Here is a 26,841-nt window from a genome sequence, read left to right as displayed (position 1 = left end):
TTTTCCGGTCGGGTGCATGTTTGAAGGGTACAGTTCAGTCGTATGAGTGACAGCAAGGAAGACAAGCCGGTTCTGGGCCGCAAGCCGCTGGGCATCAAGCGGACCGTGGAATCCGGCCAGGTGCAGCAGCAGTTCAGCCATGGCCGCAAGAATACGGTCGTGGTTGAGGTGAAGCGGCGCCGTGTTCTGGGCAAGCCCGGCGAGACGGCCGGTGCTGCTCCTGCGACTGCGCCCCAGCCCGATCCGACGCCGGCCCAGCGTCCCGCCGCGCCCGCGCCGCAACAGCGCGCGCCGCAGCCGGCCGCGCCGGCCCGTCCCGCCGCGCCGCAGAGCCTGATGTCGCGTCAGGAACTGCAGGCCAAGCTGCTGCGCGAGGCTGAGGAAGCCCGCATGGCTGCGCTGGAGGATGTGCGACGCCGTGAGGATGCCGCGCGCCAGGCCGCGAGCGAAGAGGAAAAGCGTCGCGCCGAGGAGAACCGCCTCGCTGCGGAGGCGGATGTCGCGCCTGCGCCAGCCGCGCCTGAAGCGACCCCCGCGCCGGCAGTGGTCGAGGAACCGGCCGCGCCTGCCGCGGATGAAACGCCGGAGGAGGCGGCTGCCGCTCCGGCCGCTTCTGCCGCGCCGCCGCCGCGCCGCTTCACCCCGGTCACGCCCGTCAAGCGCCCCGAACCCGCCAAGCCCGAGCGGGCGAAGCGTGGCGACGACAATCGCCGTCAGGCCGGCAAGCTTACCGTCACTCGCGCGCTCGCGGATGACGACAGCGCCCGCGCCCGCAGCCTCGCCGCACTGAAGCGCGCGCGAGAGAAGGAGCGTCGTGCGCACTATGCCGGCGGCAGCCAGCAGCGCGAAAAGCAGGTCCGCGACGTCGTTGTGCCCGAAAGCATCACCGTGCAGGAACTGGCCAACCGCATGGCCGAAAAGGGCGCGGATCTGGTCAAGGCCCTGTTCAAGATGGGCACTGCCGTCACGCTGAACCAGCCGATCGATCAGGATACGGCGGAGCTGCTGGTCGAGGAATTCGGCCACCGCATCCAGCGCGTGTCCGACGCCGACGTCGAGATCGGCATGGAAGGCGAATTCGACGCGCCCGAGACGCTGAAGCCGCGTCCGCCGGTTGTGACGATCATGGGCCATGTCGATCACGGCAAGACCTCGCTGCTTGACGCGCTGCGCGGCACCAATGTCGTATCGGGCGAAAGCGGCGGCATCACCCAGCATATCGGCGCTTATCAGATCAAGACGAAGGGCGGCGATCTCGTCACCTTCCTCGACACGCCGGGCCATGAAGCCTTTTCGGAAATGCGCGCGCGCGGCGCGAACGTCACCGACATCGTCATCCTGGTGGTGGCGGCCGACGACGGGCTGATGCCGCAGACGATCGAGGCGATCAATCATACCAAGGCGGCCGGCGTGCCGATGATCGTGGCGATCAACAAGGTCGACAAGCCCGACGCCAACCCGCAGCGCATCCGCGAACGCCTGCTCGAACATGAAATCGTGGTCGAGGATATGGGCGGCGAGACGCAGGACGTCGAGGTCTCCGCGCTCAAGAGGACGGGGCTGGACGAACTGCTGGACAAGATCCTGCTGCAGGCCGAACTGCTCGAACTGACCGCCAATCCCGACCGCGCCGCCGAAGGCAATGTGGTCGAGGCGCAGCTCGACAAGGGCCGTGGCGCGGTCGCCACCGTGCTGGTGCGCAAGGGTACGCTGAAAATCGGCGACACCTTCGTCATCGGCTCGGAAAGCGGCAAGGTCCGCGCGATGATCAACGACAAGGGCCAGCAGGTGAAGACCGCCGGTCCCTCGACTCCGGTCGAGGTGCTGGGTCTCTCCGGCGTGCCGATGGCGGGCGATCAACTCACCGTCGTCGAGAATGAGGCCCGCGCCCGCGAAGTCGCCGCCTATCGTCAGGAACAGGCGACCAAGAAGCGCACGACCGCCGCGCCGACCAGCTTTGAACATATGTTCTCGGCGCTCAACACCACGGTCATCGAATATCCGGTGGTGGTGAAGGGCGATGTGCAGGGTTCGGTCGAAGCGATCGTGTCGTCGCTGAACCGCATTTCGACCGACGAGATCAAGGTGCGCATCCTGCATTCGGGCGTCGGCGCGATCACCGAAAGCGACGTCACGCTGGCCGCTGCCAGCCGCGCGCCGCTGATCGGCTTCAACGTCCGTCCCAATGCGAAGGCGCGCCAGCTTGCCGAGCGCGAGAAGGTGTCGCTGCGCTATTATGACGTGATCTACGACCTGCTTGAGGAGGTTCGTGGCGAAATGGCGGGCCAGCTGGCGCCCGAACGCATCGAAACGGTCGTTGGCCGCGCCGAAGTGCTTCAGGTGTTCCCGGCGGGCAAGAAGGACAAGGCGGCGGGTCTGCTCGTCCTCGACGGCATCATCCGCAAGGGCCTGGCCGCGCGCCTCACCCGCGACGATGTCATCGTGTCGCGCACCAACATCGCGTCGCTCCGCCGCTTCAAGGACGACGTGTCCGAAGTCCGCGCCGGCATGGAATGTGGTGCTGTGTTGCAGGACACGAACGACATCAAGGTCGGCGACACGCTCGAACTGTTCGAGGTCGAGGAACGCCAGCGGACTCTTTAACGGGAAAACGCGTTACCCCAGCGACCCGGAAGGGCGGCGAAGCCAACGCTGGGATTTCGTGTCCCCTACGCTGTCGCCTGAGACCCCGGCCTTCGCCGGGGTGACGAGGATTGCATATGGTTGCTTCATCCGAAGGCCCGTCCGTCCGCCTGCTCCGCGTGGGCGAACAGGTGCGGCATGTCCTGTCCGACATCCTTCAGCGGGGGGACGTGCATGACGATGTGCTCGCCAGTCATGTGATGAGCGTCACGGAAGTCCGCATGTCCCCCGACCTGCGCCATGCGACCGTGTTCATAAAGTCGCTGCTGGGGCAGGATGAGGAAGCGGTGCTGAAAGCGCTGCGAACCAACACCGCCTATCTTCAGCGCGAGGTCGCGACCCGCATTCGCCTGAAATATGCCGCCAAGCTCAAATTCCTTGCCGACGAAAGCTTTGACGAGGGCAGCCATATCGACCGGCTGCTGCGTGACCCCAAGGTCGCCCGCGATCTGCCCTCCGGCGAGGAAGGGGAAGAATAGTCTTCGCCCCGGCGCGCCGCTGCGCTAACACAACCACCTGATCGAACAGGCGAAGGGGCGGTGCAAATGAGGACTATCGGATGGATCGCGGCCGCCTTGTCGCTGGCGTCTCCCGCAGCTTACGCCAGGGAGCCAGCCATCCATTCCGCCGTCATCGCCGACCCGTCGCCCGATGCAGCCTATCCCGCCGGCATGAGCGCCTTCGTCATCCCCGTGCAGGACGGCGCGATGAATGCGGTCATGTACACCGCGTCGGGCAGCGGCACGCACCCGACGCTGCTGTTGCTTCACGGCTTTCCCGGCAATGAGCAGAATCTCGATCTGGCGCAGGCCGCCCGCCGCGCCGGGTGGAACGTCCTTACGCTTCATTATCGCGGTAGCTGGGGCAGCCCCGGCCGTTTCTCGTTCGGCAATGCCTCGCAGGACGCGTTCGCCGCAGTCCAATATTTGCAGCAGCCGGCCACGGTCGCCCGTTTCCGCATCGACACCAGCGCGATCGTCGTCGCCGGCCACAGCATGGGCGGTTTCATGGCGGCCGACGCGGCCGCCGCCGAGCCACGCGTCGCCGGCCTGTTTCTGATCGATCCATGGGATCCGTCGCAAACCGCCGCCGCGCTTGCGACGCCACAGGGGGAGGCTGCGTGGAAGGCGGAAGTAGCAGGCGACCTGCCGCCGCTCGCCGGTGCCACCTATGAAAGCCTGACCGCCGAGATAAAGGAAGACACGGCCAAGTTCGACCTTGGCCGTCGCCTTGCCGGCTACGGCCGTCGCCCGCTCAGCATCGTCGGGGCGGAACGCGGCATCGGCGATCAGGCGCGCCGGGCCGCCGCCGACGCGCAAGGCGCCAATCCCGACGCGCGGCTCAGCATATGGCCCACCGACCATAGTTTTTCCGACAAGCGGATCGTGCTGGCCGACGCACTCGTCCGTTTCCTCGCTGGCGTAGCGCCGACGATGCGCTAGAGCCGCGCGATGGCGAAGCTCTATTTCTATTATAGCTCGATGAATGCGGGCAAATCGACGACCCTGCTGCAATCGGACTTCAACTATCGCGAACGCGGCATGGCCACGATGCTGTGGACCGCGGCGGTGGACGACCGCTTCGGGCGGGGGCGCATCGTTTCGCGCATCGGGCTGGAGGCGCAGGCCCATCTGTTCGATCCGGCGGTCGATATTTTTGCCGCCATCGCGGCCCGGCATCAGGATACGCCGCTGTCCTGCGTGCTGCTGGACGAAGCGCAGTTCCTGACCCGCGATCAGGTGTGGCAACTGGCGGCTGTGGCTGATCGCCTCGGCATCCCCGTCCTCTGCTATGGCTTGCGGACCGATTTCCAGGGCGAACTTTTCCCCGGCAGCGCTCACCTGCTCGGGCTGGCGGACGTTCTGAGCGAGATCAAGACCGTGTGCGATTGCGGCCGCAAGGCGACGATGAACCTGCGCGTGGACGGGCAGGGGCGTGCGATCCGCCAGGGCGCGCAGACGGAAATCGGCGGCAACGACCGTTATATCGCGCTCTGCCGCCGCCACTTCGTCGAACAGATGCAGGGCTGACAGCGGCGGCGACCCCCGCTAAGGGCGGCCGCCATGCATGGCTGGATCATTCTCGACAAACCCCTGGGCCTTGGTTCCACCCAGGCGGTGAGCGCGGTCAAGCGCGCCCTCCGCACCCAGCGGGAGGTGACGGGCGGCACGGAAAAATGGAAGGTCGGCCATAGCGGCACGCTCGATCCGCTGGCGACCGGCGTCCTGCCCATCGCCGTGGGGGAGGCGACCAAGCTCGCCGGCCGGATGCTCGACAGCGACAAGATCTATGACTTCACGGTCGAGTTCGGCATCCAGACCGACACGCTGGACCTTGAAGGCAAGCCGGTGGCGCAGAGCGACCATCGCCCGACGCAGGCGGAGGTCGAGGCGATCCTGCGCCACTTCACCGGCCCGATCGAACAGGCCCCGCCTGCATACAGCGCGATCCTGATCGACGGCCAGCGCGCCTACGACCTCGCCCGCAAGGGGGAGGAGGTTGAGATGAAGACGCGCGCGGTGACGATCCATTCTCTCGCCCCCACCCGGTTCGGAACGGGCGGGGGACTGCTGAGCGCCGTCACCCTCACTGCCCATGTGTCGAAGGGCACCTATATCCGCAGCCTCGCCCGCGACATCGCGCTGGCGCTGGGCACGGTCGGGCATGTCACCATGCTGCGCCGCCTGAAGGCCGGACCCTTCACGCTCGAATCGGCGATTTCGCTGGACAAATTGGACGAAGCTGCTAGGGGCGGCGACCTCGGTGGCGTGATGCTGCCGTTGACGGCGGGGCTGGACGACATCCCGGCTCTGCTCGTCACTCCCGATGAAGCGCTCGCTCTCCGCCAGGGGAAGTCGCTCGTGGGGAAACCGCACACCGGTCTCATGCTGGCGATGTCGGGCGATACGCCCGTCGCGCTGGTGCAGTCCAGTGGCCCGGATATCCGGGTGGTGCGCGGCTTCAATCTCTAGATACGAAAGGAAGCCCGATGTCGATCACTGCAGAGCGCAAGGACGCGCTGATCAAGGAACATGCCCGCGCCGAAGGCGACACCGGTTCGCCGGAAGTCCAGGTTGCGATCCTGTCGGAACGCATTTCGAACCTGACCGAGCATTTCAAGGGTCACCACAAGGATAACCACAGCCGTCGCGGCCTGCTGATGCTGGTCAACAAGCGCCGTTCGCTGCTGGACTATCTCAAGAAGAAGGATGAGGGCCGCTACAGCGACCTCATCGCCAAGCTGGGCCTGCGCAAGTAAGTCTGCTACAGAAGGAACGGCCCCAACCGGGGCCGTTTCCGATTCCGGAAGGGGCGCAATCCGGCGACCCGTTCTGTCCCAGGGGCCACACGATGCCCCGCAACCGCAGCGGGCCGGTTTAGCCCGCAGATGAGGCCCCGCCGGGCAATAGGGCCATGGCGGGCGAAGGAAAAAGCATGTTTGATGTAAAGAAAGTTTCGATCGAGCTGGCAGGCAAGACCCTGACTCTCGAAACCGGTCGCATTGCGCGTCAGGCCGACGCCGCCGTGCTGGCGACCTATGGCGAGACGGTGGTACTCTGCGCCGTGACCGCTGCCAAGTCGGTCAAGGACGGGCAGGACTTCTTCCCGCTGACCGTTCACTATCAGGAAAAATATTCGGCTGCCGGACGTATTCCGGGCGGCTTCTTCAAGCGCGAGCGCGGCGCGACGGAAAAGGAAACGCTGGTTTCCCGCCTGATCGACCGTCCGGTCCGCCCGCTCTTCCCGGAAGGTTTCTACAACGAAATCAACGTCATCGCCCAGGTTCTGAGCTTTGACGGCGACAGCGAGCCCGACATCGTGGCGATGATCGCCGCCTCGGCCGCGCTGACCCTGTCGGGCGTGCCGTTCCTTGGCCCCATCGGCGCGGCGCGCGTTGGCTATAAGGATGGCGAGTATCAGCTCAATCCCTCGCTCGACGAAGTGAAGGAAGGCGAACTCGACCTGGTCGTCGCCGCCACGCACGACGCGGTGATGATGGTCGAATCCGAAGCCAAGGAACTGTCGGAAGACGTGATGCTGGGCGCCGTCCTCTTCGCGCATGAAGCGTCGAAGAAGATCGTCAACGCGATCATCGACCTTGCCGAACAGGCCGCCAAGGATCCCTGGGACATCGCCAAGGGCGACGACCTGGGCGATCTCAAGAAGAAGCTCACCAAGCTCATCGGCAAGGACATCGCGGCGGCCTACAAGCTGACCGACAAGTCCGCCCGCTCCAACGCGCTCAACGAAGCCCGTGCCAAGGCGAAGGCCTATTTCGCGGAGGAAGGGCTCGACGCCCAGACCGTGATGGCCGGCATCAAGCTGACCAAGAAGCTGGAGGCCGAAATCGTCCGCACCGCCATCCTCAAGGAAGGCAAGCGCATCGACGGCCGCACCACCACGCAGATTCGCCCGATCGAGGCGATGGTCGGCTTCCTGCCGCGTACCCATGGTTCGGCGCTGTTCACCCGCGGTGAAACGCAGGCGATCTGCACCACCACGCTCGGCACCAAGGATGCCGAACAGATGATCGATGGCCTGACCGGCCTGCATTATGAAAACTTCATGCTGCACTACAACTTCCCGCCCTATTCGGTCGGTGAAGTCGGCCGCTTCGGCGCGCCGGGCCGTCGTGAAGTAGGTCATGGCAAGCTCGCCTGGCGCGCGCTGCACCCCGTGCTGCCCAGCAAGGACGAGTTCCCCTACACGATCCGCGTCCTTTCCGACATCACCGAATCGAACGGCTCCTCCTCGATGGCGACCGTCTGCGGCGGCTCGCTCTCGATGATGGATGCGGGCGTTCCGCTCAAGCGTCCGGTCTCCGGCATCGCCATGGGCCTGATCCTGGAAGGCAAGGATTTCGCTGTCATCAGCGACATTCTGGGTGACGAGGATCATCTCGGCGACATGGACTTCAAGGTCGCGGGCACGGAAAACGGCATCACCACGATGCAGATGGACATCAAGGTCGCCGGCATCACCCAGGAGATCTTCGAAGTCGCGCTGCGTCAGGCGAAGGAAGGCCGCGCCCATATCCTGGGTGAGATGAGCAAGGCGCTGTCCTCGACCCGCACCGAACTGTCGGCCCATGCCCCGCGCATCGAGACGATCCAGATCGACAAGTCGAAGATCCGCGACGTCATCGGCACCGGCGGCAAGGTCATCCGCGAGATCGTCGCGGAAACCGGCGCGAAGGTCGACATCGACGACGAGGGCATCATCAAGATCAGTTCGTCCGACATCGCCCAGATCGAAGCCGCCAAGAAGTGGATCCTCGGCATCGTCGAGGAAGCGGAAGTCGGCAAGATCTACAGCGGCAAGGTCGTCAATATCGTCGACTTTGGCGCGTTCGTGAACTTCATGGGCGGCAAGGACGGTCTCGTCCACGTCTCCGAAATGAAGAATGAGCGCGTGGAAAAGCCGACCGACGTCGTGTCGGAAGGCCAGGAAGTGAAGGTCAAGGTTCTCGAAATCGACCCGCGCGGCAAGGTGCGCCTGTCCATGCGCGTCGTCGACCAGGAAACCGGCGAGGAACTGGAGGACACCCGTCCCGCCCGCGAACCGCGCGAACCGCGCGGTGATCGTGGCGAAGGGCGTGGCGACCGGGGTCGTGGCCCGCGCCGCGACGGTGGTGACCGTGGCGGTCGTGGTGGCGACCGGGGCGGCGATCGCGGCCCGCGCCGTGACCGTGGCCCGCGTGGCGATGGCGGCGGCCGCGGCAATGGGGGCGGCGATGACGACGGCTCCAACGCCGGCCTGCCCGATTTCCTGACGCAGGATTGACCCGCAGTATCCTGATGGATGCTGAAAAAAAAGGGACGCATGATTAACCCATGCGTCCCTTTTTCGTGCCTGCGGCCGTCCGCCTAATCTCGATCAATGTGCGCCCCAATCTTTCTGTTACGGTTGCGCACCAGGGTCGGGAATCAGCATGCAGCGGATGAATGAGCGGTTTGTTGAGCGTCTGCCGCTTGTGCCGGGTCGCCCCGTCTATGCCTATCTGATCACGCTTCTTTTCTGTCTCGTCGCACTTGCCCTCCGTCTCGCGGCCGCCCCGCTGCTGCCCAGCGGCTATCCGTTCGTTACCTTCTTTCCCGCGGTCATTCTTGCCTCCTTTCTGTTCGGGGTGCGGCCGGGACTATGCGCGGCGCTGCTGTGCGGCTTCCTTGCCTGGTATATGTTCATCCCGCCTGCCTACGATCTGGCCCTGAACCCCGGGGTGGCGATGGCGATGCTCTTCTACTCCGGCGTAGTGACCACGGACATCGTCCTCGTCCATTTCATGCAGCGCGCCAATTACAACCTCGCCGTGGAGCGGGAACGCAACCGTGCGCTGGCGGAAAATCGCGAGCTTCTGTTCCATGAGCTTCAGCATCGCGTGTCGAACAATCTTCAGGTCGTTGCCGCGATGCTGAGCCTGCAGCAGCGCCATTTGGATCATGAGGTCGCCCGCCGTGCGCTGGAGGATGCCTCCGCCCGCGTTTCTCTCGTCGGCCGCATCAGCCGGGCGCTGTACGATCCATCGGGCGCGGGACAGGATATGCGCACTTTCCTCTCGACGCTGGCGGCGGACATATTGGATGCCAGCGCACGGCAGGATGTCGCCGTCGCCGTCGATGCGCCGGAAGGCCTGAAACTGGAGTCGCACATCACCGTGCCGCTGGCGCTGATCGTCGCGGAATCGGTCAGCAACGCGATCGAACATGGCCTGCCGCATAGCGCCGGGACCATCCGCATCCTGCTGGTCCGGGACGCGGACGCGCTGACGCTGCGCATCGCCGACGACGGGGAGGGTATCGCCCCGGGTTTCCAGATCGGACGCGAGCAATCCTCCCTGGGCCTGCGCATCGCCCAGGCGCTCGCCAGCCAGCTTGGTGGCCGTTTCACCCTGACGCCCGGACCGGATCGCGGGGCGGTGGCGACACTCACCCTGCCGGCCGTCGCGGTGCGCTGAACCTTCTGCTGTGCCATGCCATTCTGCCGCTTGGCTGGCGCGCCTCCCTCCGCTATGACCCGGCCATGCTGACGAAATCCATGACGCGCATCGGCGCGGCCCCAATCACCGCCATTGCCGCCCCGATCCTGCTTGCTGCCCTGCTGTCTGGATGCGCGACGTCGAAGAACAAGGCTGACACGCAATATGTCGCCCGCGACGTGTCCACCCTCTACAATAGCGGCAAGGACAGGCTGGATCGCGGCCAGTACAAGCTCGCGGCCGCCCTGTTCGACGAGGTGGAACGCCAGCATCCCTATTCGCCTTGGGCCCGCCGCGCGCAGCTCATGTCGGCATTCAGCTATTATATGAACCAGGATTACGCCGAATCCATTTCGGCGGCGCAGCGCTTCCTTTCGATCCACACCGGCAACAAGGATGCGCCCTACGCCTATTATCTGATCGCGCTCTGCTATTATGAGCAGATTGCGGACGTCACCCGCGACCAGAAGATCACGCAGCAGGCCCTGGACGCGCTGGGCGAACTGATCCGCCGCTATCCCGACACCCGCTACGCCGCCGACGCGCGGCTGAAGGTCGATCTCGTCAACGATCACCTTGCCGGCAAGGAAATGGAGATCGGCCGCTTCTACCAGCGCCGGGGCCAGTGGCTCGCCGCCACATTGCGCTTCCGCACCGTCGTCGACAAATATCAGACCACCACCCATACGCCCGAAGCGCTGGAGCGTCTGGTCGAATCCTATCTCTCGCTCGGTATTCCCATCGAAGCGCAGAAGGCCGCCGCCGTCCTCGGCCGCAACTATCCCGGTTCCGAATGGTATGTGCGCAGCTACAAGCTGATGGAGCGGCATGGCGGCAAGGCCTGACGCCATCATGATGGCGTCACCCCAGCGAAGGCTGGGGTCTCAGGCGGCTTGGGACGACCAAGAGGCAAGAGATCCCGGCCTTCGCTGGGATGACGTTCAAGGACGAACGCCATGCTGATCTCGCTCGCCATCCGCAACGTCGTGCTGATCGAAGCGCTGGATCTGGAGTTTGGCGCAGGCCTCTCCGTCCTCACGGGCGAAACCGGCGCGGGCAAGTCGATCCTGCTCGATTCCCTCGGCCTCGCTCTGGGCGCGCGTGCCGACAGCGGCCTCGTCCGCGCGGGGGAGGCGCAGGCCAGCGTGGTCGCCACCTTCGAACCGCCGGCCGGCGACACGCGCGCCGCAGCGCTGCTTGCTGATAATGGCATAGAGATGGAGCCGGGCGAGCCGCTGCTCATCCGCCGTACGCTGAAGGCGGATGGCGGCAGTCGCGCCTTCGTGAACGACCAGCCCTGTTCCGCCGCGCTGCTGCGCGACCTTGGCGGGATGCTGGTCGAAATTCACGGCCAGCATGACGATCGCGGCCTGCTCAATCCGCGCGGACACCGTGCGCTGCTGGATGCCTATGGCCGCTGCGACGCGGCGGCGGTGGCGTCGGCCCATTTCGCGTGGCGCGCGGCCACGGCGACGCTTGCCGACGCTCGGGCGACCGTGGAAAATGCCGCGCGCGACCGCGATTATCTGGCCCATGCGGTGGAAGAACTGTCGAAGTTCGCGCCCGAACCGGGGGAGGAAGAGCAACTGGCCGCCGAACGCGCCACGATGCAGAAGGGCGCGCGCCTCACCGATGATCTTGCCGCCGTCAGCGACTGCCTTACCGGATCGAATGGTGGCCTTGCCCAGTTGCGGCAGGCGGCCCGCCGGCTCGATCGCATCGCCGGGGAGGACGCCGCGCTCGCCGCCGTGCTGGAAGCGCTCGATCGGGCGGTGGTGGAAGCCGGTGAGGCGGAGGACCGTCTGGCCGAAGCGGCCGAGGCGCTGTCCTTCGATCCCGCGCGTCTCGACGCGATCGAGACACGCCTGTTCGATCTGCGCGGCCTTGCCCGCAAGCATCAGGTCGCGCCCGACGATCTCGCCGCGCTGCGCGACGAGATGGCGGCGAAGCTTGCCGCGATCGAAGGCGGGGAGGGGCATATCGCCGCGCTGGAAAAAGATGTCGCGGCGAAGGCCGACGCCTATCGCATCGCCGCGCAGGCGCTCTCTGCCGAGCGTCAAGTGGCCGCCGGCCGCCTCGATGCTGCCGTTGCTGGCGAACTCGCGCCGCTGAAGCTCGATGCCGCGCGCTTTCGCACCGTCGTCGCCCCGCTCGACGAGGGGCAATGGAGCGCGCAGGGCATGGATCGGGTGGAGTTCGAGATTTCGACCAACCCCGGCGCGCCCTTCGCCCCGCTGGTCAAGATCGCCTCGGGCGGCGAACTGTCCCGCTTCATCCTCGCGCTCAAGGTCGCCCTGGCGGAGCAAGGCGGGGCGGATACGCTGATCTTCGACGAGATCGACCGGGGCGTGGGCGGCGCGGTGGCGGACGCCATCGGCGAACGCCTGTCCCGCCTCGCGCAAAGCAACCAGATCCTCGTCGTCACCCACAGCCCGCAGGTGGCGGCGAGGGGCGCCGGGCATCTGCTCATCGCCAAATCCAGCGACGGCACGGTCACGCGCACCGGCGTCCAAGCGCTCGACGACGCGGAACGCCGCGAGGAAATCGCCCGGATGCTCTCCGGCGCCGAGATCACGGCGGAGGCAAGGGCGCAGGCGGAACGGTTGCTGGAAAGAGGGTAATCTTGTCCGTTGGGAGAGGGGGGTAAGCCAATGACCCATAACCGCAGAGACATAATCGGGCTTGCCGCCGCAACCCTCGCCGCCAACGCTGTCCCCGTCGCTGCGCAAGAACCGAAGCCCCGCTACGGCCTCATCGGCCAGATGCTGAGCGCGCCCGGCAAACGCGACGCCGTCGTCGCCATCCTGACCGAAGCCACCGGCGCGATGCCCGGCTGCCTCTCCTACATCGTCGCGCTCGACACCGCCAACCCCGACGCCATCTGGATCACTGAGGTCTGGGACAGCAAGGACAGCCACGCCGCATCACTCAAACTCCCTGCCGTCCGCGCCGCCATCGCCAAGGCCCGCCCGCTCATTGCGGGCTTCCCGCAGAGCTTCGAGACAGTGCCGGTTGCCGGTGTGTGAACCAAGCGGCTCCTGCGAAAGCGGGAGACCAGATCTTGCTGACATGACCCTGTCCGCAGGGCTCACGCTTTCGCACGAGCATGCGAGGCGTTAAGGCATCCCCATGACCAATCCCGCCACCCTCACCGAAGCCGAAGCCGCCAACCGCCTGATGCGCCTCGCCAAAGAGGTCGCGCGCCACAATCGGCTTTATCACGATCAGGACGCGCCGGAGATCAGCGACGCGGACTATGACGTGCTCATTCGCGAGAACAACGCGCTCGAAGCCGCCTTCCCGCACCTTATCCGCGCCGATTCGCCCAATGCCCAGGTCGGAGCGGCCGCCACCACGGCGCTCAAGAAAGTCCCCCACGCCGTCCGCATGATGAGCCTCGACAACGGCTTTTCCGATGAGGACATCGTCGAATTTCTCGCCCGCGTCCGACGGTTCCTCGCGCTGCCGGAAGACGCCCCTGTCGCGCTTACCGCCGAACCCAAGATCGACGGACTGTCCTGCTCGCTGCGCTACGAGAAGGGCGACCTTGTCCTCGCCGCCACGCGCGGCGACGGCACGACCGGGGAGGATGTCACCGCCAACGTCCGCACCATATCCGACATCCCCCAGACGCTCGCCGGCCCCGACGTCCCGGACCTGTTCGAGATACGCGGGGAAGTCTATATGGCGAAGGCCGATTTCGTCGCTCTCAACGCCCGCCTTCTTGCCGAAGCCGAAGACCCTGAAAAAGCCCGCCAGTTCGCCAATCCACGGAACGCCGCCGCCGGTTCGCTGCGACAGAAGGACGCCGCCGTCACCGCCAGCCGCCCGCTGCGCTTCCTCGCCCATGGCTGGGGCGCGCACAGCGACGTCCCCGCCGAAACCCAACTCGGCGTCATGCAGGCGATTGCAAGCTGGGGGCTGCCGGTCTCCGACCGCCTGACCTGCGTCGATGGCCTCGACGCCCTGATCGCCCATTATCGCGCCATCGAAGCCGCCCGCGCCGATCTTCCCTTCGACATCGACGGCGTCGTTTACAAGGTGGACAGGCTCGACTGGCAGCAGCGCCTGGGCTTCGTGGCGAAGGCCCCGCGCTGGGCCATCGCCCACAAATTCCCCGCCGAACGCGCGCAGACGACGCTGGAGGCCATCGACATCCAGGTCGGCCGCACCGGCAAGCTCACCCCCGTCGGCCGGCTCACCCCCGTCACCGTGGGCGGCGTGGTCGTCTCCAACGTCACGCTCCACAATGCCGACGAGATCGCGCGACTCGGCGTTCGCCCCGGCGACCGCATCGTCGTCCAGCGCGCGGGCGACGTCATCCCGCAGGTGGTCGACAACCTCACGCGGGACGAACCGCGCGACCCCTTCCTCTTCCCCGATCATTGCCCCGTCTGCCAATCGGAAGCCGTGCGCGAGGAAGGGGAGGTGGACATACGCTGCACCGGGGGTCTCATCTGCCCGGCCCAGCGCTTCGAGCGGCTGCGCCATTTCGTCAGTCGCGCCGCGCTCGATATCGAAGGATTGGGCGAAAAGACGATCCAGGAATTTCTCGACCTCGGCTGGATCGCCGAACCCGCCGACATCTTCCGCCTGAAAGCGCACCGTGCCGACCTGCTCGGCCGCGAAGGGTGGAAGGACAAGTCGGTCGACAATCTCCTCGCCGCGATCGAGGCCAAGCGCCAGCCCGACGCCGCGCGCCTGCTCTTTGGCCTGGGCATCCGGCATGTCGGCGCGGTCACCGCGCGCGACCTGCTCAAGCGCTACACGACGCTGCCCGCCGTTCATGTCCTCGCGGCAGAGATCATCGCTCTGCGGGACCAGCCCTTTGACAGCCCGGCAAAGCGCGACAAGGCCATTGCCGACCATATCGGCGTCGACAATGTCGGCGCGGCGGTCGGCCATGCCCTCGCGGATTTCTTCCACGAACCGCACAATATCGCCGCATGGGACGACCTCCTCTCGGAAGTCGCGCCGCCGCCCTATGTCGTGGAAACCACCGCCAGCGCCGTCACCGGCAAGACGGTCGTTTTCACCGGCAAGCTCGAAACCATGAGCCGCGACGAAGCGAAGGCGCAGGCCGAACGGCTGGGCGCGAAAGCCGCCGGATCGGTCAGCGCCAAGACCGACCTCGTCGTCGCCGGGCCCGGCGCGGGCAGCAAGCTGAAACAGGCCGCCGCGCTGGGAATAGACGTGATCGACGAGGCCGCCTGGGCCGAAATCGTCAAGGCGGCGGGCTAGCTTTCGCACCCGCCGTCCTTGTTTCCCGGCCGTCGCCGGGGAACGGCCTCTGCCTCGAAATGGCCTATGCCACGCCCTGCAGCTTGTCCTGCGTCTTCGTGTCGAAATCGCTGGCGTCATGCCGCTCGTGCAGCTGCTCCTCCAGCGGCCCGTTCGCCTTGTTGACGATCCGCCCGCGCCTCACCGCCGGCCGGGCGTCGATCTGCTGCGCCCAGCGCATCAGGTTCTTGTAGCTCGGCCCATCGAGAAACACGTCGGCGCCCGGATAACTGCGCCCCAGCACCACTCCGCCATACCAGGGCCATATCGCGATGTCCGCGATCGTATATTCGTCGCCCGCCATATATTCATGGGCAGCCAGATGCCGGTCCAGCACGTCCAGCTGCCGCTTTGCCTCCATCGCGTAGCGGTTGATGGGATATTCGTATTTCTCCGGCGCATAGGCGAAGAAATGGCCGAAGCCGCCGCCCAGGATCGGCGCGGCGCCCATCTGCCAGAACAGCCAGTTCAGCGTCTCGGTCCGGCCCGGACCGTCCTTGGGCAGGAACTTGCTGAACTTCTCGGCCAGATAGAGCAGGATCGAACCCGACTCGAACAGGCGGCGCGGCGGCGACACGCTGTGGTCGACCAGCGCCGGGATCTTGCTGTTGGGGTTGATCTCGACGAAGCCGCTCGAAAACTGCTCGCCATCGCCGATGCGGACCAGCCAGGCGTCATATTCCGCTTGGGCCACACCTGCCGCCAGCAATTCCTCGAGCAGGATGCCGACCTTCTGCCCGTTGGGCGTCGCGAGCGAATAGAGCTGGAGCGGATGCTTGCCGACCGGCAGCGCCTTGTCGTGCGTCGGCCCGGCGACGGGGCGGTTGATATTGGCGAACGCGCCGCCGCTTCCCTTGTCCCAGGTCCAGACTTCAGGGGGAATATAGGGAGTGTCGCTCAACGCACGATCCTTTCAACACGGAAACGATGGCGCGCACGTAGGAAGCGGGATAGGGCGGCACAAGGCTTGCGACCGGCTGTTCGCCCGCTTCGTCGCACCATGGTCGCGCGGATCGCGCGCGCGGCATAAAAAAGTGCCGCACCCATCTTGACGCTCACGCCTGCGCAGCCATATTCGCGGCGCTAGCACTCTCCTTCAATGAGTGCTAACAAGGGAAAGTTCATCGGGAGCAGGACAGGCGGTGCGGGCTTGACCGGCCGTTCATTCACTCTCGAAACAGCTAGGGAAAGGCACTCAACATGGCATTTCGTCCGTTGCACGACCGTGTTCTCGTCCGCCGCGTGGAAGCGGAAGAGAAGACCGCTGGCGGCATCATCATCCCCGACACCGCCAAGGAAAAGCCGCAGGAAGGCGAAATCGTCGCCGTCGGGACCGGCAGCAAGGCCGAAGATGGCAAGGTGACCCCGCTCGACGTCAAGGCCGGCGACCGCATCCTGTTCGGCAAATGGTCGGGCACAGAGGTCAAGGTCGATGGCGAAGACCTGCTCATCATGAAGGAATCGGACATTCTGGGCATCGTCGCCTGAATTGATCCTGCCTCTCCCCGTTCGCCCTGAGCCTGTCGAAAGGCTCGGCCGAACGAAGCGAGGCACTTCGCTCCGCTCGGCGGCAGGCTTCGACAAGCTCAGCCCGGACGGAGTTCTGGAAACTCAACTCGAAACATAAGTAGAGGAATTAGATCATGGCAGCGAAGGACGTAAAGTTTTCGCGTGACGCTCGTGAGCGCATCCTGCGCGGCGTCGACATCCTGGCCGACGCGGTCAAGGTGACCCTGGGCCCCAAGGGCCGCAACGTCGTCATCGACAAGAGTTTCGGCGCGCCCCGCATCACCAAGGACGGCGTTTCCGTCGCCAAGGAAATCGAACTGAAGGACAAGTTCGAGAATATGGGCGCCCAGATGGTCCGCGAAGTCGCTTCGAAGACCAACGACATCGCCGGTGACGGCACCACCACCGCCACTGTCCTTGCCCAGGCGATCGTGCGCGAAGGCATGAAGTCGGTTGCGGCCGGCATGAACCCCATGGACCTGAAGCGCGGTATCGACCTCGCCGTCGGCAAGGTCGTGGAAGACATCAAGTCGCGCTCGAAGCCGGTTTCCGGGTCGAACGAAGTGGCCCAGGTCGGCATCATCTCCGCCAACGGCGACCGTGAAGTCGGCGAGAAGATCGCCGAAGCCATGGAAAAGGTCGGCAAGGAAGGCGTCATCACCGTCGAGGAAGCCAAGGGCCTCGAATTCGAGCTGGACGTCGTCGAAGGCATGCAGTTCGACCGCGGCTACCTGTCGCCCTACTTCATCACCAACCCGGAAAAGATGCAGGTCGAACTCGCCGACCCCTACATCCTGATCCACGAAAAGAAGCTCAGCAACCTGCAGTCGATCCTGCCGATCCTGGAAGCGGTCGTGCAGTCGGGTCGTCCGCTGCTCATCATCGCTGAGGATATCGAAGGCGAAGCGCTGGCGACCTTGGTCGTCAACAAGCTGCGCGGTGGCCTGAAGGTCGCTGCGGTCAAGGCGCCCGGCTTCGGTGACCGCCGCAAGGCCATGCTGGAAGACATCGCCGTCCTCACCAAGGGCGAAGTCGTCAGCGAAGACCTCGGCATCAAGCTCGAAAACGTCACGCTCGGCATGCTCGGCACCGCCAAGCGCGTCACCATCGACAAGGACAACACCACCATCGTCGATGGTGCTGGCGACGCCGACGCGATCAAGGGCCGCACCGAGCAGATTCGCGCGCAGATCGAAGTCACCACTTCGGACTATGACCGCGAAAAGCTGCAGGAGCGTCTGGCCAAGCTGGCTGGCGGCGTTGCCGTCATCAAGGTCGGCGGTGCGTCGGAAGTGGAAGTCAAGGAACGCAAGGACCGCGTCGACGACGCCCTGCACGCCACGCGCGCAGCCGTCGAAGAAGGCATCGTTCCCGGTGGCGGCACCGCGCTGCTCTATGCCACCAAGGCGATCGAAGGCCTGACCGGCATCAACGACGACCAGACCCGTGGCGTGGACATCGTCCGCAAGTCGCTGACGGCTCTGGTGCGTCAGATCGCCGCCAACGCCGGCCATGACGGCGCGGTCGTTTCGGGCAAGCTGCTGGACCAGGACGACACCTCGTTCGGCTTTAACGCATCGACCGACGTGTATGAAAACCTGGTCGCCGCTGGCGTCATCGACCCGACCAAGGTCGTGCGCACCGCGCTGCAGAACGCTGCATCGGTCGCTGGCCTGCTGATCACCACCGAAGCCACGATCGCCGAGCTGCCGGACGACAAGTCCGCTGCTCCCGCGATGCCGGGCGGCATGGGCGGCATGGGCGGCATGGACTTCTAAAGCGATCGTAGCGGGCCGGCTTTGCCCGGCCCGTGGTTCGATCGCGATGGAAGACGTGGACCCGGTGTCATCCCGGCGCAGGCCGGGATCTCACCCGGCAGGCGAGAGCCTGCACGGAATGAAAGGGGCCGGCGCAGCGATGCGTCGGCCCTTTTCGCGCCTGCTTGCCTAAGAACCGGGGTGGGGGGATAAGGAGCGATGCTTGTGCAGCGGCTTCATCGCGGGGACATCGCCCGCATCACGATAGCGCCTGTTTTCCTGGTCGCGGGCGGCTTCCACCTTTGGCGGCCGGACATCTTCGCGCCGCTGATGCCGCGCGACGTGCCTATGCCCTTCCTGGTGATAGCCTTGACCGGGATGGCGGAAGTGGCCGGAGCGCTCGGCCTTTTCGTCCCGCGCGTGCGGGCGCTTGCCGGGGTAATGCTAGCTATATACGCCGTTTGCGTCTATCCTGTGAACATCAATCATGCGGTCCGGGATTTGTCGACGGGGACGGGTCTTGGCTGGTTCTATCATTTTCCCCGCCTGTTCGCCCAGCCGCTGATCTGCTGGTGGGCGCTGGTTGCCGGTGGCGTGCGGCTCCGCGACATCGGCACTGGGCCGGTGCGCAGGAGTGGACAGAAAGCATCGAGGAGTGTGCGCAGATGACGTCCCAAGATCGTTCCGGCCTTCCCGAACGGCGTCGTCATCCCCGGTTCACCACCGAATTTTCGGCCGAACTGATCCGGGGCCAACAAAGCTGGCCCATCGTCGTCGGTGACATTTCAGCCGGGGGCGCGATGCTCAATGACAATCGCGGTCTTGCGGTCGGCGACTGGATAATGCTCAAGGCCCGCCGGTTCGAGGCGGAGGCGCGCATCATGTGGCTGTTGGACGGCGTGTGCGGCATCCGCTTTCCCGAAGCGGTGGATCCTGCCGAAGTCATTGCCAACAACGTCCCCGTGCCGGACGATCTCTGGTCGCGCATGAAGAATATCGGCCGCGTCGACGCGGCCACCGTACCGGACAAGAAGCCGGGCTGAACGGTTTTTCCATCCCGCCCGGCGGCACGGGCGGCGGGTTTTTCCGGCGCGTGGCGGGTCGCCCGGAATGGTTTACCAAATGGAAAGGCTGTGGCGGCATTATGCTGTCGACGTGTCATTACCATTCCGCCTCCGGGGCGCGGGATTTCTGCGCCGGCGCGCTGCGCCACTCTCCGAGCACGGCGAGGAGGTGCGCGACGGTCTTTTGAAGGCGCTCTACGCCTCGCCTGCCTCGCTGCTGGCCGGCGCGATTTCGGGCGGGTCGTTGAGCGCGGTGCTCGCATGGCAGGCGGCGACGCTTCCCATGACCATCATCGCCTGCCTGGTGGTGATGATCGGTTTCAGCCGGTCGGTGTCGTCCTATTATTTCCAGCGCGCGCTCGCGCATCGGGACAAGCCCGCCCGCCCCATCTGGGGCCTGGCCTACGAGCTGGGTGCGTGGTTCTACGCCGCTCTCCTTGGACTGCAATCGCTTGCGACCCTCGTCCTCACGCACGACGCGAAGCTGCATGTCCTGGCCGTCGGCATGGTCGCTTCCTATGCGGGCGGCATATCGGGCCGCAATGCCGGTCGCGTGCCGGTTGCCGTGGGGCAGACCTGCTTTTCCCTTCTGCCGACAGCCCTTGGCCTGATTCTGGCGGGCGGGCTTGGTTATGTGATCCTGAGCATCCTCTGCTTCCTCATGATCTTTGCCATGGCGGAAATCACGCGGTCCACGCACCGCATCGTGCTCGACGCGCATCAGGGCAAATATGAAAAGTCGCAGCTCGCCCTCAAGTTCGAGCGGCTCGCCCATTATGACAGCCTGACCGGCGTCGAAAACCGCATGGCGATGCAGCGGCGGCTGCGCGACCTGTTCGACAGCCGGGCCGTCGATGATGCGCCCATGGCCGTGTTGTGGATGGACCTCGACCGTTTCAAGGAAATCAACGACACGCTGGGGCACATCGTCGGCGATCAACTGCTCTGCGCGGTGGCGGAGCGGCTGAAAATCGTGGTCGGGTCGCGTGGTCATGTCGCCCGCTTCGGCGGCGACGAATTCGTCCTCATCTGTCCGAACGCGGATCGCGACGATGCGCGCCTGATCGCGTCCGACATCATGCGCGCCGTCGAAGGCGCGATGGAAATCGGCAGCCACCAGTTGACCGTCACTGCCTCCATGGGGATCGCGGTCGCGCCGGAGGACGGGCAGGGCGGCGACGAACTGCTCCAGCATGCCGACCTGGCACTGTACCGGTCCAAACATGCCGGCCGCAATCGCTTCACCACCTTCGACTGGAGCATGCGGGCGGAGCAGGACCGCACCTACGAACTGGAAACCGGTCTGCGCGCCGCTCTTGCGAACGACGAGTTGCATCTGCACTATCAGCCGATCTTCGACAGCGCGACGGGGCGCATCGCCATGTGCGAAGCATTGATGCGCTGGAACCACCCGGTGCACGGCCCCATTTCGCCGGGCGAATTCATCCCGATCGCGGAAAGCACCGCGCTGATCGAGCCGATCACCCACTGGGCGGTGCGAAAGGCTTGCCACGACGCGATGGAATGGCCCGACGACGTGCGGCTCGCCGTCAACATCTCGCCTGCGTTGCTCAAGGCCGACGGTTTACCCCGCTCGGTCATTTCCGCGTTGCTGGCCTCGGGCCTTGCGGCGCGGCGTCTTGAACTGGAAGTCACCGAATCGATCTTCCTGGACGATGATCGCCGCACTCACCTCATTCTCAACGAACTGCGCCGCATCGGCCTGCGCCTCGCCCTTGACGATTTCGGCACCGGCTATTCGTCGCTGGGATCGCTGCGGACGCACGAATTCGACACGATCAAGGTTGACCAGAGCTTCATGCGCGATGTCGCGGACAATCCGCGCAACCGGGTGATCGCGCAATCCGTCGCCCAACTCGCCCGCGCCCTCTATGTCGAAACCGTGGCCGAAGGCATCGAAACGGAGGAACAGCTGCGCTATGCGCAGGATGCCGGCTTCACCAATTTGCAGGGCTTCATCCTCAGCCGCCCGATCCCGCAGGACCGGCTGCTCGCGCTGATGGGGGATCGGCAGACCGTGCCAGCCGCGGCGGCGACCCTGATCCAGGCACGCCGCGTCGCCTGAGCCTCCCGTTTACCGGCCCAGCCTGGTCTGGGCCGATGCCAGCCGCCGCATCATGCGGATATCGCGCAGGTCCGTCTTCAGCGCGGACGCGGCCCAATTCTCCACAATGTCCTTCAATTCGTCATAGTGGAGCGGATCGACCCGTCGTCCCGCCTCGAACACGCCGACATGCCCGGCATGATGCGGACGGTTCTCCGTCACATAGTCCCGCACGGCCTGTTCGCCTTCGCCATCGTCCACCAGCCGGTGAACGATGCCCATGTCGTACATTTCCTCGGCGCTGTAGACCTTGCCCGACAGGATCATGCGCTCGGCGGCCAGGCGGCCAAGCTTCCGGCTCAGGATGGAATAGGCACCCATTCCGGGGAACAGGCCGAACAGCATTTCGGGCAGGCCGAACCGCGCGCTGCGTTCGGCGATCACCACGTCGAAGCAGAGCAGCGCCTCGAAACCGCCACCCAGCGCGTCGCCCTGCGCCAGGGCGACCGATATCACGGGCATGTCGGCGTTGCGCCATGTGCGATGCACCACGTCGATGCAGGCATGGCCATATTGCACCAGTCCCGGCAGGTCGCCGCGCTCGATGCAGCCGGCGAACAGTTCCAGGTCGCCGCCAAGGTTGAACACGCCGGGGAAATGGGATGCAGCGACCATATATTTGATCGGCAGCACACCGGCGTCGAACAGCCGCTTCGATTCCGCATACCAATATTGGACATCGCGCAGCATCGTCATGCTGAAATTGGGACGATGCGTGGGGGCCATATAGGCCCATAATGTCGCAGCGTCGGCGTCCCACCGGACATCGATCTGGCCCAGGTCGAACAAGGCCGACCGGCCTGTTTCTTCCCCGCCCGCTGGCTTGCCCCGCGCGAGCGGCGGCAGGTCGTCCGCCGCGGCAAAATGTTCCTCCGACGCGTCCTCCGCATCGTGTCTGGTCGGGCTGAACCGGCCTGAATCAATCATCTGCGTCCCCGTTTTTCTATTGGAAATGAAGTGAACAGGCTTGCAGGCATGATGCAATCAACCGGCCGGATATTGACAGAGCATTAACCATTTTTCATTGCAACTGTTGCAAATAAGACTCGTCCTGACCGCCGGAAATCGACCCCCATGTCACCTCAAAGCCACAAATAGTTTTGGGGCCGGCTTTCCTGTGCCGGCGTCTAGCCCTTTGTTAACCTTCGCCATTTACAAAGGGGTCATGCGCCACATCCGTTCCTCCTCGCCGTCCGTCACACTCGCCCTGCATGATGCCGCTGGCGCGCCATGGCCGCTGCGCCTGTCTGCCGATTGCCTGCGTTTTGTCGGTCCTTATCGCCGGGTGGAAGGCTTCAATATCGACGCGCTTGCCCTGTTCGACGGCGTGAAGCGGGCGGGCTGACAGCCCGTCAATCCTTGTGTCCCGGTCGCTTCGCCCCTAGAGGCGCGGCATGACTGCACCCCGTTTTTCCTTTTCCATTAGCGCCACTGATGGCAAGGCGCGGACCGGTGTCATCCGGATGCGGCGCGGCGATATCCGCACGCCCGCCTTCATGCCCGTGGGCACCGCCGCCACCGTCAAGGCGATGCGCCCGGCCGAAGTGCGCGCGGCAGGCGCGGACATCATCCTTGGCAACACCTATCATCTGATGCTGCGTCCGGGCGCGGAGCGTGTCGCGCGCCTGGGCGGCCTTCACGGCTTCATGGGATGGGACCGGCCGATCCTCACCGACAGCGGCGGCTATCAGGTGATGAGCCTCAGCGCCCTCACCAAGATGAGCGAGCAAGGCGTCGCCTTTTCCAGCCATATCGACGGGTCGAAACATATGCTGACCCCCGAACGCTCGATGGAAATCCAGCGCCTGCTCGACAGCGACATCGTCATGGCCTTCGACGAATGCACGAAGAACGGCTGCACCCATGACGAAGCCGCCAGGTCCATGGAGCGGTCGATGCGCTGGGCCAGGCGCTCGCGCGAAGGCTTCGATGCGGGCGGCGATCATGCCGAACGCGCCGCCCTGTTCGGCATCCAGCAGGGATCGCTGGACGAAGGGCTGCGCCGCGCGTCAGCGGAGCAGCTGATCGACATCGGCTTCGACGGCTATGCCGTGGGCGGACTCGCGGTGGGGGAAGGGCAGGATGCGATGTTCGCCACGCTCGACTTCGCGCCCGACATGCTGCCAGCGGATCGCCCCCGCTACCTGATGGGCGTCGGCAAGCCCGACGATATCGTCGGCGCGGTCGAACGCGGCATCGACATGTTCGACTGCGTCCTGCCGACCCGTTCGGGCCGCAACGGCCAGGCCTTTACATGGGCAGGGCCTCTCAACATCCGCAACGCCAAGTTCAACGAGGATCAGGGCCCACTCGATCCGCGCTGCGGTTGCCCGGTCTGCGCCACATGGAGCCGCGCCTATCTGCATCATCTGGTGAAGGCAGGGGAAATGCTGGGCGCGATGCTGATGACGCAGCATAATATCCACTTCTATCAGGAACTGATGCAGGGCCTGCGCGACAGCATCGCAGCGGGCAGGCTGGCGAGCTTCGCCACCGATTTCCGCCGCGACTATCGGCGGGTTTGACGGCTCAGGGCAGGACGGTGATGGCGATCGCGTAGCTGCCAGCCTCGCCGTCATGAACGAGCGGTGCGCGCAGTTGCCGGGACAAGCCCGTCAGCACCCGGCCATATCGATCGTTCAGATATGCGCTCATCGCCTCCGATTCGACCAGTCCGCGCGATCGCATGATCAGTTGCGCGCGATTGGTCCCCTCCGCATCTTCCTGCACGGCGATGTGCATCGATCCCTGCGGTGCCAGCATCATCGCCAGTTCGACCAGTTCGGTGATGAGGAAGGCGATCGGCACGGCGACATCCTGGCTGATGTTCAGATTGTCGCTTTCGATCTGGATGGCGAAGCGTCGCGCCGCGGCCGGCGCGGTGCCGCGCAGGCTGGCGGACAATTCGCTGATCAGCGACCGTACTCCGACGCCGCGATTTTCCTCCAGCTCGGCGAAATGATTGCGGTGAACCACGGACAGCGCGTCGACCCGGCGCTGGATCGATGAATAGGCCTCCACCGCTTCGGGCTCGTGCGCCGACCGGGCATGCAGGCTGATGAGGCTGGAGATGATCTGGAGGTTGTTCTTGACCCGGTGATGCACCTCGCGCGTCAATTTGCGCTGCGTCTCCAGTCCCTCGGCCATCTCCGCCTCATGGGTGGCGACGTCCTCGCTGATCTCGCGGAACGTGTCGCCCAGCGCGATGATCTCCTGCGCAGGCGTGCGGACCCGCTGCATCGGCTCCAGCACTTCGCCTGGCTGATAGGCAGCGACCACGCGCCGCAGGATGACGAGCGGGCGGATCAACAGCCGGTTGACCACGAACCAGCCGATGGCGGCGGCGGCGAACCACATGACCAGCGGCAGGAAGAGGGACAGCAGCCGGGCCACTGTTGCGGGCGGCTCCCGCACGGTCATGGTCAGGATGATGTCGGCCGGGTCCAGCCGCGCCGACAGGCTGCTGCTGCGGCCGGGAAGCAAGGCGCCGGGGCGGCTGACGACCAGTTGCCTCGTCCCCTGATGCAGCACCAGTTGCCTGTTCTGTATCGCCGTCGCCGGATCGGCGACGCTTTCCAGATGCGCGCGCGAATAATAGCTGAGCGCCACCATGCGTCCATCATCGCTGCGGACGCGGCTGAGCAGTTGCCGCGATTGCGGCAGCAGCAACACCGGCTCCCTGCCGAACCGCTGGTCCGGGGCCAGCCCGGCGGGTTCCGGCTGTGCAGAACCGCAAAGCCTGCGGCCATTGCGGTCATAGATGTAGAATCGCCCATCGCTGTCTTCGTTCGCGGTCAGGAAAAATCCCAGCCGCCGGCACATGCCCGAATCGACCTCATTGTGCGCGAAGGCGTTGACGGTCAGTTGCAGGGCGGTCCTGTCGGACTGCAGATCAGCGGTCAGCTTGCGCGCGCTCTGGGTCACGGCGACGCGCAGCAGCGCTTCCTTCTCAAGGTCGGCGCTGCGGATTGCCTGAAGCGATGCGATCAGAGCGATCAGGCCCAGCGGCAGGAGGGCCAGGGTCAGGATGAGGAACATCTTGACGCCGGTCGAGCGGGAAAGGTCGGGGAGGCGCCGGACGGCGCCCGACGCGGGAGGTGAACTGCCTCCACTCATGGACGTCTCAGTCCAGCTTCTTCAGCAGGTCCAGCATTTCAGACGGGATATCCTCGTCAATGGCGCGCTGATAGACGGTGCGCAGGGCCTCCGATACATGGCCTTCCTCCTTGCCCCGATCGCGGCGTTTGGTCGAGGCGGAAGCGGTCTTGGCGCGCGTCTTCGTCAAGGTTTCGGAAGGCGTCGACACGCCATCCTCGCCACCATCAGACGTGCCCCGCTCCGTCATTGAAGAAACCAAAATCAGCCCCTCTGCAAGCCTGTGTCATGCCAGCAAGCGCAGTATTTGCGGCTTTCTGTCATGACGTCAATTCTGGAGCAGGCGATATCTGCGGATCCATGGCCCGCAAAGTCGCCGTCTCGGCAAAAAAACCATGTGGGAGCGAAACAAATCCGCACTTTGTTGGTTCCGGCCATCGAAGCATTTTTTACGCTGCCCGATCCCCGTCCTGCGCGGGGGCCGGCGAAAGGGGGGACGGGGGCTTGCCAATGCGGCATGGACATTCCATCCTTCCTGCTCACGCCGATGCTTCGGGATGTGAACGCCCGACACTGGGCAGGGAGACGATTTGACGATGTCGCTTGGACAGCAACTGCACCCCCATCTTCCGTTCCTGCGCCGCTACGCTCGCGCCCTGACAGGAAGCCAGGCGCATGGCGACGCCTATGTCCGCGCGGCTCTGGAAGCCATTGTGGCGGCCCCGGAGGAATTTCCGGCCGATGTCGATCCGCGGCTCGGCCTCTACAAGACCTTTCATGCCATCTGGTCCTCGTCGCATCTGGAGGATGTGCCGGTGTCGCCCGGCGGCAGCCACGAAGCGATCGCGCAGGCGCGCCTTGCCCGCCTGACGCCGCTGCCGCGCCAGGCGCTGCTGCTCACCGCGCTTGAAGGCTTCACCGTGGACGACGTGTCCTACCTGATCGACATGGAAACGGCCGAGGTCGAGGCGCTGGTCGAGGAGGCTCTGGGCGAGATCGAGGCGCAGACCCGGGCCAAGGTTCTCATCATCGAGGACGAACCGATCATCGCGATGGATATCGAAACCATCGTGCGCGACCTTGGCCATGACGTTACTGCCATCGCCGTGACACGTGAAGACGCCGTGCGCGAAGCCATGGCGGACCGGCCGGGCCTGGTGCTTGCCGACATCCAGCTGGCGGACGACAGCAGCGGGATCGACGCGGTAAAGGACATCCTGTCCGAATTTTCGGTGCCGGTCATCTTCATCACGGCCTTCCCGGAAAGGCTGCTGACGGGCGAGCGTCCCGAACCCACCTTCCTCATCACCAAGCCGTTCCAGCGTTCGACGGTCAAGGCCGCCATTTCGCAGGCGCTCTTCTTTGACGAGGCGACCGCGCCGGCCTGAGATC

Annotated in this window: 24 protein-coding genes; 20 read left to right on the top strand and 4 right to left on the bottom strand. The window is 65.2% G+C overall.

The features are described 5' to 3' along the window. Positions 1-42: 42 nt before the first annotated feature. From infB to ligA, 12 genes are all read left to right on the top strand, one after another. On the top strand, positions 43-2,604 hold the full coding sequence (gene infB / locus AX724_RS14515) for a translation initiation factor IF-2 (RefSeq protein WP_066767663.1): 2,562 nt from the start codon (positions 43-45) through the stop codon (positions 2,602-2,604). A gap of 116 nt (positions 2,605-2,720) precedes the next feature. Further along, positions 2,721-3,122 carry a 30S ribosome-binding factor RbfA gene (gene rbfA, locus AX724_RS14510; RefSeq protein ID WP_066767662.1) on the top strand — a complete coding sequence of 134 codons (402 nt, stop codon included), beginning with the start codon at positions 2,721-2,723 and terminating at the stop codon, positions 3,120-3,122. A 66-nt stretch (positions 3,123-3,188) separates the two neighbouring features. Beyond that, complete coding sequence (locus tag AX724_RS14505) at positions 3,189-4,085, top strand: alpha/beta hydrolase (RefSeq protein ID WP_066767659.1); 897 nt, start codon at positions 3,189-3,191, stop codon at positions 4,083-4,085. Between the two features lie 9 nt (positions 4,086-4,094). Next, positions 4,095-4,673, top strand: coding sequence for a thymidine kinase (locus AX724_RS14500; protein WP_066767657.1), 579 nt, complete (start codon positions 4,095-4,097; stop codon positions 4,671-4,673). Between the two features lie 33 nt (positions 4,674-4,706). Beyond that, entirely contained in the window at positions 4,707-5,615 is a 909-nt protein-coding gene (truB, locus tag AX724_RS14495; RefSeq protein ID WP_066767655.1) for a tRNA pseudouridine(55) synthase TruB, read from the top strand. Positions 5,616-5,632: 17 nt separating this feature from the next. Further along, positions 5,633-5,902 carry a 30S ribosomal protein S15 gene (rpsO, locus tag AX724_RS14490; RefSeq protein WP_066767653.1) on the top strand — a complete coding sequence of 90 codons (270 nt, stop codon included), beginning with the start codon at positions 5,633-5,635 and terminating at the stop codon, positions 5,900-5,902. A 176-nt stretch (positions 5,903-6,078) separates the two neighbouring features. Further along, positions 6,079-8,427 (top strand): polyribonucleotide nucleotidyltransferase, encoded by a 2,349-nt coding sequence (pnp, locus tag AX724_RS14485; protein WP_066767777.1) that lies wholly within the window; start codon positions 6,079-6,081, stop codon positions 8,425-8,427. A 148-nt stretch (positions 8,428-8,575) separates the two neighbouring features. Next, positions 8,576-9,598, top strand: coding sequence for a sensor histidine kinase (locus tag AX724_RS14480; RefSeq protein ID WP_066767652.1), 1,023 nt, complete (start codon positions 8,576-8,578; stop codon positions 9,596-9,598). Between the two features lie 65 nt (positions 9,599-9,663). Then, complete coding sequence (locus tag AX724_RS14475) at positions 9,664-10,464, top strand: outer membrane protein assembly factor BamD (protein ID WP_066767650.1); 801 nt, start codon at positions 9,664-9,666, stop codon at positions 10,462-10,464. Positions 10,465-10,575: 111 nt separating this feature from the next. Beyond that, a complete protein-coding gene (gene recN, locus AX724_RS14470) occupies positions 10,576-12,240 on the top strand; it encodes a DNA repair protein RecN (RefSeq protein ID WP_066767649.1) in 1,665 nt (554 codons plus the stop codon). A 30-nt stretch (positions 12,241-12,270) separates the two neighbouring features. Continuing rightward, positions 12,271-12,645 (top strand): putative quinol monooxygenase, encoded by a 375-nt coding sequence (locus AX724_RS14465; protein ID WP_066767647.1) that lies wholly within the window; start codon positions 12,271-12,273, stop codon positions 12,643-12,645. Positions 12,646-12,748: 103 nt separating this feature from the next. Beyond that, a complete protein-coding gene (gene ligA / locus AX724_RS14460) occupies positions 12,749-14,860 on the top strand; it encodes an NAD-dependent DNA ligase LigA (RefSeq protein WP_066767644.1) in 2,112 nt (703 codons plus the stop codon). A gap of 64 nt (positions 14,861-14,924) precedes the next feature. Here the strand turns inward: ligA and yghU are convergent, their stop codons facing one another. Then, a complete protein-coding gene (yghU, locus tag AX724_RS14455; protein WP_066767642.1) occupies positions 14,925-15,800 on the bottom strand; it encodes a glutathione-dependent disulfide-bond oxidoreductase in 876 nt (291 codons plus the stop codon). A gap of 299 nt (positions 15,801-16,099) precedes the next feature. Between yghU and groES the strand changes: the two genes are divergently transcribed. The 5 genes from groES (at position 16,100) to AX724_RS14430 (ending at position 21,315) form a co-directional block, all read left to right on the top strand. Next, positions 16,100-16,387 (top strand): co-chaperone GroES, encoded by a 288-nt coding sequence (gene groES, locus AX724_RS14450; protein ID WP_066767639.1) that lies wholly within the window; start codon positions 16,100-16,102, stop codon positions 16,385-16,387. 155 nt (positions 16,388-16,542) lie between these two features. Next, positions 16,543-18,186, top strand: coding sequence for a chaperonin GroEL (gene groL, locus AX724_RS14445; protein ID WP_066767637.1), 1,644 nt, complete (start codon positions 16,543-16,545; stop codon positions 18,184-18,186). A gap of 204 nt (positions 18,187-18,390) precedes the next feature. After that, the gene (locus AX724_RS14440) at positions 18,391-18,834 is read left to right on the top strand and encodes a DoxX family protein (protein ID WP_231736693.1); all 444 of its coding nucleotides are present in this window, start codon (positions 18,391-18,393) and stop codon (positions 18,832-18,834) included. Beyond that, positions 18,831-19,208, top strand: coding sequence for a PilZ domain-containing protein (locus AX724_RS14435; protein WP_066767635.1), 378 nt, complete (start codon positions 18,831-18,833; stop codon positions 19,206-19,208). The genes AX724_RS14440 and AX724_RS14435 overlap by 4 nt, the downstream gene beginning before the upstream one ends. A 79-nt stretch (positions 19,209-19,287) precedes the next feature. Continuing rightward, a complete protein-coding gene (locus AX724_RS14430) occupies positions 19,288-21,315 on the top strand; it encodes a putative bifunctional diguanylate cyclase/phosphodiesterase (RefSeq protein WP_082733541.1) in 2,028 nt (675 codons plus the stop codon). Positions 21,316-21,324: 9 nt separating this feature from the next. Here AX724_RS14430 and AX724_RS14425 read toward each other — a convergent pair whose 3' ends face one another. After that, positions 21,325-22,281 carry a crotonase/enoyl-CoA hydratase family protein gene (locus tag AX724_RS14425; protein ID WP_066767633.1) on the bottom strand — a complete coding sequence of 319 codons (957 nt, stop codon included), beginning with the start codon at positions 22,279-22,281 and terminating at the stop codon, positions 21,325-21,327. A gap of 238 nt (positions 22,282-22,519) precedes the next feature. On the opposite strand from AX724_RS14425, the gene AX724_RS14420 reads away from it, so the two are divergent. Beyond that, positions 22,520-22,699, top strand: coding sequence for a hypothetical protein (locus AX724_RS14420; protein ID WP_066767631.1), 180 nt, complete (start codon positions 22,520-22,522; stop codon positions 22,697-22,699). A 49-nt stretch (positions 22,700-22,748) separates the two neighbouring features. Then, positions 22,749-23,879, top strand: coding sequence for a tRNA guanosine(34) transglycosylase Tgt (tgt, locus tag AX724_RS14415; protein WP_066767629.1), 1,131 nt, complete (start codon positions 22,749-22,751; stop codon positions 23,877-23,879). A gap of 4 nt (positions 23,880-23,883) precedes the next feature. Here the strand turns inward: tgt and AX724_RS14410 are convergent, their stop codons facing one another. Then, positions 23,884-25,392, bottom strand: a complete 1,509-nt coding sequence (locus AX724_RS14410; RefSeq protein WP_066767772.1) for a sensor histidine kinase — start codon at positions 25,390-25,392, stop codon at positions 23,884-23,886. An 85-nt stretch (positions 25,393-25,477) separates the two neighbouring features. Next, complete coding sequence (locus AX724_RS14405; RefSeq protein ID WP_066767628.1) at positions 25,478-25,699, bottom strand: NepR family anti-sigma factor; 222 nt, start codon at positions 25,697-25,699, stop codon at positions 25,478-25,480. Between the two features lie 346 nt (positions 25,700-26,045). Between AX724_RS14405 and AX724_RS14400 the strand changes: the two genes are divergently transcribed. Beyond that, complete coding sequence (locus tag AX724_RS14400) at positions 26,046-26,837, top strand: response regulator (RefSeq protein WP_066767627.1); 792 nt, start codon at positions 26,046-26,048, stop codon at positions 26,835-26,837. Positions 26,838-26,841 lie beyond the last annotated feature (4 nt).

The organism is Sphingobium sp. CCH11-B1, assembly GCF_001556865.1.
Taxonomy (GTDB): domain Bacteria; phylum Pseudomonadota; class Alphaproteobacteria; order Sphingomonadales; family Sphingomonadaceae; genus Sphingobium.
The sequence above is the reverse complement of the archived record's forward strand: the minus strand, read 5'-3'. Positions and strand labels throughout refer to the sequence as shown.